The sequence below is a fragment of the Bacillus sp. AL-1R genome (assembly GCF_052180195.1).
In the GTDB taxonomy this organism is placed as follows: Bacteria; Bacillota; Bacilli; order Bacillales; family Bacillaceae_G; genus Gottfriedia.
This window is the reverse complement of sequence record NZ_CP197469.1, coordinates 2,278,780-2,293,770: the sequence shown is the minus strand read 5'-3', so window position 1 is coordinate 2,293,770 and position 14,991 is coordinate 2,278,780. Positions and strand designations below refer to the sequence as shown.

Annotated in this window: 11 protein-coding genes; 10 read left to right on the top strand and 1 reads right to left on the bottom strand. The window is 33.8% G+C overall.

Features of this window, described 5'->3' with window-relative positions; genetic code table 11:
• Positions 1–31: 31 nt before the first annotated feature.
• Entirely contained in the window at positions 32–583 is a 552-nt protein-coding gene (locus ACSBO6_RS10695; protein WP_498843329.1) for a TetR/AcrR family transcriptional regulator, read from the bottom strand.
• A gap of 259 nt (positions 584–842) precedes the next feature.
• On the opposite strand from ACSBO6_RS10695, the gene ACSBO6_RS10690 reads away from it, so the two are divergent.
• The 10 genes from ACSBO6_RS10690 (at position 843) to ACSBO6_RS10645 (ending at position 14,848) form a co-directional block, all read left to right on the top strand.
• Entirely contained in the window at positions 843–1,328 is a 486-nt protein-coding gene (locus ACSBO6_RS10690; protein ID WP_498843328.1) for a VOC family protein, read from the top strand.
• Positions 1,329–1,861: 533 nt separating this feature from the next.
• Positions 1,862–2,803, top strand: a complete 942-nt coding sequence (locus ACSBO6_RS10685; protein WP_098845958.1) for an NADP-dependent oxidoreductase — start codon at positions 1,862–1,864, stop codon at positions 2,801–2,803.
• A 57-nt stretch (positions 2,804–2,860) separates the two neighbouring features.
• Positions 2,861–3,682, top strand: a complete 822-nt coding sequence (locus tag ACSBO6_RS10680; protein WP_098845957.1) for a pirin family protein — start codon at positions 2,861–2,863, stop codon at positions 3,680–3,682.
• 15 nt (positions 3,683–3,697) lie between these two features.
• Positions 3,698–4,327 carry a DsbA family oxidoreductase gene (locus ACSBO6_RS10675; protein WP_286138304.1) on the top strand — a complete coding sequence of 210 codons (630 nt, stop codon included), beginning with the start codon at positions 3,698–3,700 and terminating at the stop codon, positions 4,325–4,327.
• 280 nt (positions 4,328–4,607) lie between these two features.
• Positions 4,608–4,988 (top strand): DoxX family protein, encoded by a 381-nt coding sequence (locus tag ACSBO6_RS10670; protein ID WP_498843327.1) that lies wholly within the window; start codon positions 4,608–4,610, stop codon positions 4,986–4,988.
• Positions 4,989–5,764: 776 nt separating this feature from the next.
• Entirely contained in the window at positions 5,765–6,163 is a 399-nt protein-coding gene (locus ACSBO6_RS10665; protein ID WP_098845954.1) for a DoxX family protein, read from the top strand.
• A 266-nt stretch (positions 6,164–6,429) separates the two neighbouring features.
• A complete protein-coding gene (gene fumC, locus ACSBO6_RS10660) occupies positions 6,430–7,806 on the top strand; it encodes a class II fumarate hydratase (protein ID WP_498843326.1) in 1,377 nt (458 codons plus the stop codon).
• Between the two features lie 639 nt (positions 7,807–8,445).
• Entirely contained in the window at positions 8,446–12,837 is a 4,392-nt protein-coding gene (locus tag ACSBO6_RS10655) for a S8 family serine peptidase (protein WP_498843325.1), read from the top strand.
• A 307-nt stretch (positions 12,838–13,144) separates the two neighbouring features.
• Entirely contained in the window at positions 13,145–13,837 is a 693-nt protein-coding gene (locus ACSBO6_RS10650) for a winged helix-turn-helix domain-containing protein (RefSeq protein ID WP_498843324.1), read from the top strand.
• Between the two features lie 12 nt (positions 13,838–13,849).
• Complete coding sequence (locus tag ACSBO6_RS10645) at positions 13,850–14,848, top strand: sensor histidine kinase (protein WP_098845950.1); 999 nt, start codon at positions 13,850–13,852, stop codon at positions 14,846–14,848.
• Positions 14,849–14,991 lie beyond the last annotated feature (143 nt).

Sequence of the window (14,991 nt, the reverse complement as noted above, 5' to 3'; positions counted from 1 at the left end):
TCCATTTTATGTGCAATAAATAGGAGTTGCTTTAAATATGGTGAGGAGTATCGATTATTCGAAGTAGTGATGTTGTGGCTTTCTTCGCAAATTGTTCGGCTGGTTCTTGACCTGTTTTTTCCCATTCAACAAAAGAACTGTACAATGCCCAAGCAAACATTGCAGCTTCTAAGCGATTTTCAGTTTGTAGGATATGGGTTACAATCAACGTTAATTGCTCTTTTACTTTTTCCTCAATCATTTGAGTAAATGTATTATATCCTCGCCTACAATGCGTATGCATATTTTCGTGTATTTTCACAATTGATTTAAACATTTGAACGACTGTTTCCTCATTGAGTTCCTGATTACAGTTAAATTGTCCCTTCATGATATCCTTAATTCTTTCTGTTAACACCACATCAAGTAATACATACTTATCAACGAAGTGAGTATAAAATGTAGCTCGATTAATTGTCGCTACTGCTGTTATATCTTTGACAGATATTTGATCGAAATTTTTTGTAGATATTAGCTGATTGAAAGCGTCGACAATCAGTTGTCGTGTCCGAACGGCACGGGGGTCCATCGATTGCGTATTCATATTTTTTAACCTCTCCTTTGTCAACAACTTTTAAGAAGTGTTGTGTAAACTACAAATTTAAAGAACTGTTTATGGTAGTATGGCTCTTAGCATTTTATAATACATTTATACAACACGTGTTGTCAACGCTAACCGTTAGTAACGGAGTGAGTTTTTAATGGTATTTATACAGACCATACAACTTTCTCAGTTACAGCGAGATTCCGGATGCAGTTCACAATATGTGTTGTAAATAAAATGTTTATAGGAGGAGATTTTAATGAGTAAACATAAAAATAGTTCCGTCGAACACACTTTTTTAAATAACCACTTGGTTTCTGGTCCTTATGAACGACTTTTTTTGCAACCTGGACAAGAATTCGCCTATGTGAATAACTATCTTAAGCACATGGACGGTATTTTGGAGTATGAGTTTCGCTTGGAAGAATACTTCAATTTGAAAGTAATCGGCTTGCAATCAGTGTTGGGCAATGTGTCTGCTGTGGTGATTGATGACAAGTCGTTGAGCGAATTACCCGATTTCATTCAATACACTAACAGTATGTTTGTGGTGGATTCCATTGAAGCAGTGTATGAAAAAGCGAAACAGTTAGGCATACCAATCTTGCAACCACGTACTGAAAACATCATGGGCGCTCAAGGTCGATTACTATTGGCACCGGGCTATATTATTGAACTGGCTGAAGCCACCAATGAATCTTTATTTTATCCTGATGCTCGTAGCTTAGGTTATGTCGAGAATTAAGAGGAGATAGATGTAATAACATTTGGTGCTACTTATGAAGGAAAATGCTAAGCAGAGGATTGGACCAACAAAAGTAAATCAAAAAGATAATATGTTAGCTAGTTTAAGTATTAATCCTTTTCCTTGAAAAAAATTAAAAATAATAGTTGTCATAGCATACCAATCCAATGGGTTTGGTGTGCTATTTTTTTTCGCAAATTTTGTTTTGTCTCAGTCGTTTATATCCTCGCCTTTTAGCCACAATTTTCAAGAAATGTTGTGTAAGCGACAGATGGATAGAACTGTTTATGGTAGTATGGCGCTTAGCCTTTTATAATTCAATTATACAACATGTGTTGTATACAAAAAAACTGATAGTTTACGCTATATGATTCAGCCTTACGATTTAAGGGATAACGAACCTTTATCCCACCATTATTATTGCAGATGTCAAGCATGCGCATAATCTATTTGCATTTGCATATACCGCATAAAGATATGCAGAATGTGACATACGTGTTTAAAATCAATTAGCAGAAAAGGAAGTGTTACTTATGAAGGCAGTAGGTTATTGTAAATATGGTGGTCCTTCGGTTTTTGAAGAATTTCAAGTGATTGTACCTGAAATGAATTCAAATCAAGTTTTAGTCAAAGTATTGTATTCTAGCATACATCCTGTAGAAACCATTGTTCGTAGTGGTGCTTGGTCTGGAGGGATTCCCTTAAATAGAGTAGTTTTTCCCGGGACTGAAGTGCTAGGAATCGTTGAAAAAATCGGTAGTCAAGTTACTAACGTACACGTGGGGGAGACAGTCATTGCAAAGGTGCAAAATGCTGGGTATGCCGAATATGTTGTTGCAGATAACAATCGTATTTTTAAGAAGCCAGAGGATATGGATATAGAAATAGCAGCTGGTTTTTCTGGTGTTGGGATTACAGCTTATTGGGCATTAATTGGGTATGGCCGTATTAAAAAAGGAGAGACTGTAGTGATTCTGGGTGCTTCAGGAGGAGTAGGAAGTATAGCTGCACAAATAGCAAAGGATTGTGGATTGACAGTTATTGGAGTTGCAAGTACGAAAAATGAAGAGTATGTACTTTCCTTGGGAGCAGATCGATTTGTAGACTACAATGAAAAAAAAGAGATGGAAAAAATAAAAGGATCAGCAGATGTAGTCATTGATGCTTCGCTTCTTGGTAAAGGTGTTGAAAATGGTGTCAATTTATTAAAAGAAGGCGGACGCTATGTTACGTTAACCACTGATCCCCAAACAACTGTGTCCAATAAAAACGTTGAAATCATTGGAATGCGTGGAAGGTCTTCTTCAATGACTGAAAAAGAAGCAATTAATTACTTGTTTGATTTGAATAAACGAGTGGGATTAAAGTTAAAAACTGCGATGACTTTTCCATTAACGGCAGAAGGAGCTAAAAAAGCTCACGAAGCAATTATTGAAAAGAAAATACCAGGTAAAGTATTGCTAAAATCTAACTAGGTTGATGGACAAAAACTATAAAATTTTTGCATAAAAATAATGAGGAGGGTGTTAATAATGTTGTCTATTCGTACAACACAAGCTATTCCATTGCAACAAGGTGATGGTCGCCACTTACGCTATGTGATGCAGCCTAACAATTTAATGAATAATGATCCCTTTATCATTTTAGCTGATGACAAATTTGCTCATAATACATTTGCTGATCATCCACATAAAGGGATACAGACTGTGACATACGTTCTTGAGGGAAATTTACAACATTATGATAGTAAAACAGGCGGTGGTGGAAGATTATATGAGGGGGATTTTCAAATTATGACAGCAGGAAGCGGCATTATTCATAATGAGAATCCAGACCCAGGTGAAGACGTTCGGGTACTTCAACTGTGGGTAAATTTATCGAGTGAGGACAAAAAAGTACCTGGTCAATATGAAGATTTACCATATAGACAAGTACCAGTTCTTCCTATTGAAGGAGGCAAGATTGAAATATATGCAGGTGAAGTGAATGGTGTGGCATCTCCATTAAAACTGTTTACGCCATTCCTTTACACCGTAGTTTCACTTGAAGAGAGTGCAAGCTATGAGTTTCCTATTCCAGCTGGCTACAATAGTTATTTATATATGCTAGAAGGAAAGGCTAAGATAAGTGAACAACACATTAATACGTTTGATGTCGTGCACTTTGAACAGAATGAAACAGCAGACATTATACCTCTTTCTGCAACTGAAAGAACAAAATTTGTCATTTTCGCTGGGAAACCAATTAAACAGCCTGTTGTTGCAAGAGGGCCATTTGTTATGAATACAGTTGAAGAAATCAATGAAGCATTTGCTAGTTATAGAAATGGAACATTTATACAAGGAACATATTAAAAAAAGGTGGGAAATATGATGAAAGTACAATTTTATGCTGATTTTACATGTCCATTTAGCTATATAGGCAAACGTCTATTAGATCAAGTTATCGAACAAAGCGACGAAGAAATTGAATTTGAATTCAAATCTTTTCAGTTAACACCTGAGGCATCTACTGAGGTTGCTATTCCAACGGTAGAGATGTTAGCGAAAAAGTTCAATAAAACAAAGGCAGAGATGCTGTTGAGAACAGCACAAATAAAAAACGAAGCGAATCAATTTGGACTTGACTACAATTATGAAATTATGAAGGCATCTAATACGTTAAAGGCACACCGTTTAACAAAATGGGCTGCATCGTTTGGGAAAGCAAGAGATATAACTGAAGCATTCTTCTATGGATTATTTACAGAAGGGGCTAATCTAAATAACGAACAGGAATTATTACAAATTGTTGACTCTGTTGGCTTAAATAAGGAAGAAGCTAAAAAAATTCTTGATTCTGATGCTTTTACTAAGGAAGTCGATTCAGATAGACGGGATGCAAATACAAAAGGTATCCACAGTGTTCCAACATTTATCGTTGATGGTCAATATATCATTCAAGGTTTACAGCCAGTAAATGTGTTTTTACAAACTTTCAAAAAGGCTGCGATAAAATAATTATAGAGCATGGTAGTACTAAACTTTAAGGTATCAAATTTCTAAAAATGTCGTTTATTCATTAAATGGCCTCTACGGGACTTTAGTATCTGTATGATTTTTCTTGTTGTAGTCAGACGTGGCATTAGATTCGTTTTGCCGGACTAGATTGCTAGCTTGATGATCAAATCGTTCCATTAGCAGAGAATCAAATTTGCATCAGTATTAAAATCTATCTCGGTTTAATAATACTTTAATCCGAGATAGATAAAACAAATAACTAAAAAAGGATGAATTTAGAATGAGTATTATATGGTTAATAGGTCGTGTTCTTTTTGGCGTTTATTTTATAATGGTGGGTTTTAATCATTTTTCTAATTTCCAAGGGTTAAAACAAGCATCTCAATATAAAAAGATTCCTATGCCAGGTACTTCCGTTATCGTTTCGGGACTTATGCTTATAATTGGAGGAGCAACTATATTAACTGGCTTTTATGTTAGTCTAGGAGTATTATTACTTGTTTTATTCTTGGTGATATCAGCATTTACGGTTCACAATTTCTGGACATTAGAAGACCCAATGCAAAAAATGGGAGAACAAACCCAATTTATGAAAAACATCGCATTGGCATCCGTGGTGTTAATGCTACTCCAAATAAATGATTGGTCTTGGATGCTATAAACTTTTCATAAAGGTTAAGTCTTAAATAATATAAAACAAAGGTAGATGCCCCTTAAAGTAGATGTTGAAAAAATCACAGTTGATCCACATTGATTTTAAGGGGTGATTTTTTATGGCAAAAAAAGGGCAAAAGTTCTTGGTTTATCTGTTGATCCTGAACTTGCCTTTCAAAACTTGTTAGAAATGGCTGAAGATAGATAAACAAATCATTGAACGTTGTTATTTACAAAATCCATATGTAGAAACAAGGGAATGGACTCCACATTTGAAATGTCATTGAACGGTACTTTCCTTCATATTGTAAAAAACACTTGTTTTCAACGTGATTTCCCCCCATTACTTTTTTTAGTAATTTGTTTTTAAGCAAAATACGTATGATTAAGTGATCAAACTAAAGACATCAAGTAATCATCCATCTATTATTGATTTATTCAAATACTTTTTAGAAAGAACCTCAGAATGTAAACTCAAATCTTGTAGAAAAAATTTTTATTAATCTATATTGACATCTTTGTTTTTTCATAATATTATTATCTCATATTCAAGATATTTTGATTTGAAATAATTGGAGGTGTGATTCTTGGATAATGAATGCAAAACTCTTTGTTTTACTTTTTAAGCACTAATATGGGAAATATATATTGTAAAAAGCAATATTGTTTATTAGGTTCATAATAGAATTGGTCTTTTAAATACTGTGTAGTAACCAATCTAATAAAAATTTTTTTAAAATATTATCTCGAATTAAAGATAAAAACAATTAGGAGGATTTAAAGATGATAGATATTGGTTTATTAATTATTCGTTTAGTAATCGGTTTACTTTTTGTAGGTCATGGGGCTCAAAAACTATTTGGCTGGTTTGGTGGATATGGATTAAAAGGAACAGGTGGATGGTTTGATTCAATCGGCATGAAACCGGGTGTAATGATGGCACTTTTAGCAGGGTTAGCAGAACTGATCGCTGGAATTTTGCTTGCATTAGGTCTATTAACACCAGTTGCAGGATTAATCATTGCGGCAACAATGTTAATAGCAATTATTAAAGTTCATGGGCCAAATGGTTTATGGGCAACAGCTAATGGATACGAATACAACTTAACATTAATTTCAGTTGCTATTGGGTTAGCTTTAATTGGTCCTGGAAAATATGCATTAGATGCAATTTTATTTTAATTAATCACTTTAGAATTTATATAATGTTAAATAATGAATTTGAACATGAAAAAAAGAAATAATAGAAAATGAAAGACAAATAAAAGTAAGCTAATCGGTTTTGTTCGGTTAGCTTACTTTTATTTTAAACTATCATTAATTTATTTCATTAAGCAAAGCAATATACATAAACAAACATGAAGTTGTTGTTTTAAATGATATAAATTATGACTTTGAAACCATCTATTTACATATGTTTTAGTAATGATAAACTAGGAGGCAAAAAATTGGATTATCGAATTGAAAAAGATTCAATAGGTGAGATAAAAGTACCGGTCGATAAACTTTGGGGAGCTCAAACACAGCGAAGTTTTGAAAACTTTAAAATCGGTACTGAAAAAATGCCTATTCAATTAATTTATGCTTTGGCACTAATTAAAAAGAGTGCAGCAATTACAAATCATAAACTAGGTATATTAGATATTGAAAAGGCAGATGCAATCGTTGAATCAGTAGATGAAATAGTAAATGGTAGGCATGACAAACACTTTCCACTTGTTGTATGGCAAACAGGAAGTGGTACACAAACAAATATGAATGTTAATGAAGTAATCGCTCACCTTGGGAATAAAATTTTAGAAGAAAAAGGAATCAATCAAAAAATTCATCCAAATGATGATGTGAATATGTCTCAAAGTTCAAATGATACATTTCCAACAGCAATGCATATTGCAAGTGTTCTAGCAGTAAATGAGCAATTGCTTCCTGCAATAAAAAATATAAAAATGACATTAAACGAAAAGATGAATAAATTTAAACAGATTATAAAAATTGGCCGAACCCATTTGCAAGATGCAACACCTATAACTCTAGGTCAAGAGATCAGTGGTTGGCATCGAATGCTTGAAAAAAGTGAAAATATGATAATAGATAGTATGAAATATGTTGCCGAGTTAGCAATTGGTGGGACTGCTGTTGGTACAGGAATTAATGCACATCCGAGTTTCGGAACGATGATGGCTGAAGAAATTAGTTCGTTAACTGGACTTCATTTTGTTTCAGCTGAAAATAAATTCCAAGCATTAACAAGTCATGATGAAATTGTTTTTACACATGGCGCTTTAAAAGCATTGGCAACAGATTTAATGAAAATCGCAAATGATGTCCGCTGGATGGCTAGTGGGCCTAGAAGTGGGATAGGTGAAATAACAATTCCATCAAACGAACCAGGAAGTTCCATTATGCCAGGGAAAGTAAATCCAACTCAATCAGAAGCATTAACAATGGTTGTAACACAAGTAATTGGAAATGATATGACAATCGGCTTTGCTGCTAGTCAAGGTAACTTTGAATTAAATGTGTTCAAACCAGTCATTATTTATAATTTTCTGCAGTCAGTTAGACTACTTTCAGACGCAGTCAGTTCATTTGACGATCATTGTGCAAAAGGCATAGAAGCAAATATAGAAATCATTGAACAAAATCTAAATCGATCGCTTATGCTTGTAACAGCATTAAATCCTCATATTGGATACGAAAAAGCAGCAACAATTGCGAAATTAGCCTATAACGAAAATTTGACACTTAAAGAGGCCGCATTAAAAACTGGTTATTTGTCTGAGGAAGAATTCGATCGGATTGTAAGACCTGAAAATATGATTTAGTAAAATAATTTTTAATAATAAGCCTATTTATCTAAGTTACAGTCCTAATAAATAAGGACTGTATTTTTTATGAAGAAAAAACTTAAATAGCTGAGGACTCGTACTTAATAATGTGGTATATTATTCAACTTTTAAAAAGTATAAACATCCCTCTTTCTCGCTTATTCTTAACTAATAAATAAAATCAATCAACAAATTAACTTAATAATGCGAGCCCACTTTTTTAACAATTTCAACAACACCTTTTTTTTAAAGTACATTTAGAATATTTATGAGTATTTAAGAATATTTTTTGCTATTTTAAAGCGATTAGTTCTAACAATACAGTACTAATGACATAGTTTTTTTCATTTAAGCGTTTATTATCTAAATACTTAATCATAACCATTTAAAATTCTGTATTGTTCACATATCCAACCATTTATTACATTTATATATGGCTTCAGATATTTTTCAAAGGAGGGAGAGTAGAAGATATAAAATTGTTTAGATAGGAAGGTGGAGAACGAAGAAGCTAAGAAGTATTTAAACAGAATTAACAATTGGTCTTTAACAAAAATACTTAATTAAACATTTAACACCTAATTAATTACTTAATCAAAATAATAAAATGCTGTTTTTATTAGAGAGGATAACGAAATGAAAAAAAGAACTAATTGGTTTAAGAAAAGAACCGCAGTTGGCTTTGTTGCTTCAACCCTTGTAATCTCTAATGCTAATGTTTTATTTGATTTTCCAAATAGTAATGCACAAGAAATTAATCCTGATGATCAGATGACAAGCGTGATAGTCGAGATGGAAGGCGTACCTGCCATTGAAAGCTTGCCGAAAACGGAACTGATTGGAGCTACTTCAAGTAATACGGAAAGAAAATTGAACCAGCAAATTGAAAGCTTAAGACAATCACATGGTAAAGTCTTACAAAAAGTAAAGGATAAGCGAATTCCATACACCAAATCAAATGAATTTACGTTTTCTTTTAACGGTATGTCATTAAAGGTTCCTAAAAATAAATTAGAAGAATTGCGCTCACTTCCTGGTGTAAAAGCAGTTTATCCGGATAAGGAAGTTCGAGCAAATTTAACAAAAAGCGTTCCTTTAATTGGCGCTACTGATGTTTGGAATAAAAAAGACAAAAATAATCAAGATGCTACTGGTAAAGGAGTCACAGTTGCAGTAATTGATACCGGTGTCGATTATACACACCCAGACCTTGGCGGGGCGCTTGGAGCTGGACATAAAATTGTTGGTGGTTATGATTTTGTCAATAAAGATGCTGATCCTATGGATGACCAAGGACATGGAACACATGTCGCTGGTATTATCGGAGCGAATGGAAATTTAATGGGAGTAGCACCCGATGTTTCGATTACTGCTTATAAAGTTTTGGACAATAATGGAGGAGGAAGTACCTCCGATGTTATTGCAGGAATAGAAGCATCTATATCCCCAGATAATCCATACCCTGCAGATGTTATTAATATGAGTCTTGGTGGTGCAGGTGATGAGAACGATCCCGTCTCGAAAGCTGCTCAAAATGCTGTTGATGCAGGTGTAGTTGTAGTTGCTGCTGCCGGTAATAATGGCCCTAATTACGGTACGATCGGAGCACCAGCAATTGCAAAAGGTGTACTTGCTGTTGGGGCAAGTTTAAGTGGCATAAAAGTTCCTGAATTGAAAATGATTTCCCCAGTTAAAGAGAATTTGAAAGTTAGTCGCCTTGATTTTTCAGCAAATCCACAAGAGGCACCGACAACTCGTGAGGTGGTAGATGTTGGAAAAGGTGGTTCTGAAAAATTTGAAGGTAAAGATGTAAAAGGAAAAATTGTACTTATTCAAATACCACACGATGTTAATCCATATTTACATGCCTATACAGAGTCAATCAGAGCAGAAGAAAAAGGTGCATACGCTACCGTATTTTTCCAGCCAGACCAGGATGATAGTGCTGGTCCTGGAGCTGGAATAGGAAATGTTACATCATCTCTAGAAAAATCCAATCCTTTTAGCAAATTCATTGGACAACATCAATTCAAAGCAAGTTCTTCAATGGATGGAAGGCTTGATTCATTGATTGCTATGGGGACTGATGACTCAACAGCTCAGGAAATAAAGTCAAACTTGGCCAATGGACCTGTTAAATTAATGTTGACAGGAAAAGACGGAACGGATCTTATGGCAAGCTTTAGTTCACGTGGTGACTTCAATGGAAAGCCTGATCTAGTAGCACCAGGTGTTGAAATAAAATCTACGTACATTAAGACTGAGTACAATGATTCTGGTTATACAAGAATAAGCGGGACAAGCATGGCAGCCCCTCATGTAGCAGGTGCAGCTGCACTATTGAAACAACTTAAACCGACTTGGAAGAGCACTGATATTTCTAGTAATTTAAAAGAAACGGTGAAGCGACTTTCATCATATGATGTCGATTCACAAGGTGCTGGAAGATTGGATATCAAAGCTGCTGTAGAAACCAATGTGGTTGCATCTCCAAATGCCTTAAATTTCGGCATGGCAGATTTGAAAGGTTCTAAAATTCAGAAAAGTGCAACATTAACTTTGAATAATTACGGCGATAAACCTGTTGAGATCGATTTCACTATTAAAGACGATATAAAATCAGAAGCTGCTATTACAGTAAACCCATCACATATTCAAATAAAACCCGGTAGACCGGTTAATGTTACAGTGAATATTAACATGAAACGACCTGAACAAGATACGAATATCACTGGTTGGGTAGAAGGTAAAATTAAAACTGGGAAAAATTCACAACATTTAAGGATACCATACCAGTTTATTGTAAGACATTTCCAGATTACTGCTACACCAGATCCAACACCCTCAACTGTAAATGAATCAACGGCTTATATTTACAGTCCAGTTCAATTGTCACAAGCACCAAAAGTGACATTAAGAACTCCAAATGGAAAAACTAAAAAAGTGACTGCTGTTTTAGACCAAGGCAGATGGTGGAAGGCTAAATTACCAATTGATGAATCAGGTATCTATCGAATTGATTCAAGTTCGAAAATTAAAAATTCCTTAAATGAAGAAATGACAATTATCGGTTCAGGTTATATGGAAAAATTAACCCCAAATAAAGAAAAAGAGACTAATTGGAAATCAGTTGGTCCATACTCAAATACTGGTTTGATAAATTTTGGTAAAAAGAATTCTAATCAAATGAGAGTTTTAGGGAAGCAGCATCTATCATTTTTCCGTTCTGAAGATAACGCTAAAACGTGGAATGAGTATCAAAATTTTCCTGCGGCAGATGGGGATGGTAGAGCAATAGTTGTTGATCCTACAAATGACAAAAATCTGTTTGTAGCTCTTAATTCTTATCAAAGTGATCCTACTTACATTGGTAAAATAGTAACTAGTAATGACGGTGGGAAATCATGGAAAAATTTACCTTCTCCAAACGTCTTTATAGTAGATTTAATGATAGATAAATCAGGGAAAAAACTAGTTATGATAACTGAACACGAAATCTATGTTAGCACGGATCGTGGAATCAATTGGACAAAGAAGCCGGGTTCGTGGACAAATCTTACTAAATCAAAACTTCATAACAATGACCTTTACTTTTACTCATACTTTGAAGGAATAAATGTTATTAAAGATGTATTCTCTGGTGTTGCTAAATCAAAACTATTGTATACTCCACAAAATGGTACATTTATAAATGAGATTGACGCAAATGATGATATTTTAATCGCAAGTACAACTAATACCGATAAGAATGGTATGTACATTTCATTAAATAAAGGTAAAGATTGGAAGGAATTAACACACAATGGTATACCATTTAAGAGTGTATCTCGACTTGAAATTCTAGAAAGGAATATATATGTTGGGACAGCATATGATGGGATTTGGAGAAGTGACGATAAGGGTAAATCATGGAAAGTAATGAAAAAACCACTCCCTGGGTATAGATCGTATGAAATTGATTTTGAATTAGGTCCAAAATCTACGGGTAAAGAAAAACGACAATTTTATGTAGCATCTGATCAAGCAGGAATCTATAAGACTCAAAATGATGGTGAGTCTTATAAACGAATTGGAATTCCTGGAGCAAATATTTACAGTTTAGCTATTGCTCGTAACTCTAAAGGATATCAATTACTTGCAGGTACGATCTCAAATACTTACATGACGCCTTTACCAACTCAAAAAAAGGTTGATTCGTCTGTTTTAGAATGGGGAACATCAGGAAGTGAAGGTATGGTGGGAGAAGCTGTACAACATATTGCTACTTCTCCAAAAGAACAGAATGTTGTTTACAAAATACGCTCAGGTACAGATGGACCGTATTTTTATAGTAGTAAAGACGGTGGTAAAAAATGGGATCTAAAATCTAAACCTAAAGTACCTCCACTTGATTTGATAGTTAGTCCAACCGATTCTAATCAAATCATCATTTCTTATTACATTCCATTAACTAATGAACGTGGAATCATCATAAGTATAGATGGTGGAGTAAATTGGAAAAAGTATAAACAAAACCACATCTTCTTTGCATTAGCTGCTGATCCTAAGGATCCTAATCGAATTTGGGCAGGTGGAAACGAAGGTTTATTCTTATCTAAGGATAAGGGAAAAACTTTCGAGAAAATTCAAAATATTTCTGTGAACAGTATTTCGATCGATTCTAAAAATCCAAAGCATATAGTGGTCGGTGGAAACCATTTATATTTAAGTAAAAATGGTGGCAAAACCTTTGAAAAAGCACAAGGTGTGGGAAGTGATGAGCTTCATATAAAAATAAATGATATTCTTATTTCTCCGAAAAATAGCAAAATCATCTATGCAGCCACGGGTGCATTTAGAGAATACGGTCTTCTAAAAAAAGGTCGAGGCGTATTAATGAGTGTTGACGGAGGGAAAACTTGGAAAAATATTTCCAATGGATTACAGAATAGGAACGCTACAGCACTAGAACTTTCCCCTGATGAACAATTTTTGTTTGTAGGTACACAGGGTGGCAGTGTTCACAGATTGAATTTGACTAAAAAATAATGTTAGTAGATGTCCCTATTCCAATTCATGGAGTAGGGATATTCTTTTATATTTTGTTTTTTTAGTATTATTCATATTAGAACGTAAAATATAACAAAATATAGCAGATGAATTGTCTTTAAACATAAATACATCGAAACTATACCGAAAAATCGATAAAGACGTTTTAATATTTAACTTTCATGAGATTATATTAATATATGATTGGATTTATTGAATTAATTTTACGAAAAGATATTTGGATTGGTTACTGAGAATTAAGCTCCTAGATTCTGGAGTGGATCCAATTTTGGAGGCATAGTATTTTATGAACTATACGATTTATATTATTGAAGATGATATTTCAATTAGTCGTTTACTTAAAGAACACATTGATAAATATGGCCTATCAGCTATAATTGTTGAAAACTTTGAAAACATTATGGAAGAATTTCTTCTCATCAAACCACATCTAGTCTTACTTGATGTAAATTTACCAAGGTTTGATGGATTTTATTGGTGCAGGAGGATAAGGGAAAAATCTAAGGTCCCTATACTTTTTATTTCCGCTAGAGAAAGCGGTTTGGATCAAGTTAGGGCTCTTGAAAATGGTGCAGATGACTATATTACAAAACCATTCTCATATGAAGTAGTGATGGCCAAAATAAATAGCCATATAAGACGGGCCATTGGGGATTATGCTAATCCTTTAGGTGAGCGGATAATCGAAATGGAAGGATTAAAATTTTACGTTGAAAGACTAGAAGTTACGTTTCAAGGTAAGACGATCCTCTTGACAAAAAAAGAAGCAATTTTGCTAGAAAGTCTGATTCAGACATACCCTAAGGTGGTTAACCGAGACTATCTCTTGGAACAAATGTGGGATCACTCCGATTTTGTTGAAGAAAACACTCTAAACGTAAATGTAACAAGGCTAAGAAAAAAACTACAAGACCTTAATATTGCGAATGGAATTCAAACAATAAGGGGTTTGGGCTACAAATTAAACAAGAGTTGGTAGGAGGTTAGAATAATGAATTTATTTTTAAAGGAGCACCAACCGTTTATTGTTGTTTATTATTTCTCCGTGATTTTAACTACTTTTTATTGTGTTCTTGCTGGGAATTTTCCACTTTTTGATACTATATATATCTTTATTTTCAATTCTTTCATTCTTACCGTTTTTTTAGGGTGGAAATTTATTAAAACTAAAAACCTCTATATTTTATTCAAAAGTAAATTCGATTCTATTGAGGAAACTTCTTTAGATCAAGGTGATTCCTTTTGGGGAAGACATCTAACTTCTTTGTTACGGCAGCAATACCAATTATTTGAAATAAACATGAATCAACTAAACAAAAAACATCAAGAACATTTAACCTTTATCAATCAATGGGTACATCAAATGAAGACACCACTTTCGGTCATCCGGCTTCAGCTTGAAGCACACGCTGGAGAAGCTTATGCACACGGTTTGAGTGATGAAGCATTAAAGCTTGAAAAAGGACTAAATATGGCCTTATATTATGCTAGAATTGATTCCTTTGAAAGTGACTTTGTGATCGAAAAGAAAAGCTTGAAATCGTTAGTATTGGAAAGTATCAGTCAAGAAAAAAAGCTATTTATCAAGAATAATATAATGCCTAAAGTAAAAGTAGATGAAGCAATTGAAGTATATACCGATGTAAAATGGCTTAAATTTGTAATTGAGCAATTGATTACAAACGCCATCAAATATTCTAAAGGGAAAGGAAAATATTTGACAGTTTCTGCTTTTAGAAAAGAAAAGTATGTTGTATTGGAAGTGATTGATGAAGGAATTGGGATAAATCCAAAGGATATTAGGAGAGTCTTTCAACCTTTCTTCACAGGTGAAAACGGCAGAATATTAGGAGAATCTACTGGAATGGGTCTATATCTTGTAAAAAAGATCTGTGAAAACTTAAATCATAAAATTTTAATTGAATCTGAAGTGAACCGAGGTACTAAGGTCAGTATTTTGTTTGATAATATTTTAACAAATCATATCTAATAATAAAAAGAACATGTTTTACTTTTATACATGTTCTTTTTATTTACGCTTAAACCTTACAATAATGTAAGAATAGAGTAATAAATATGACTCGCTTGTAAAGAAACGATAGATATATATTTTGATTAAAAGGAGGCTAGAAA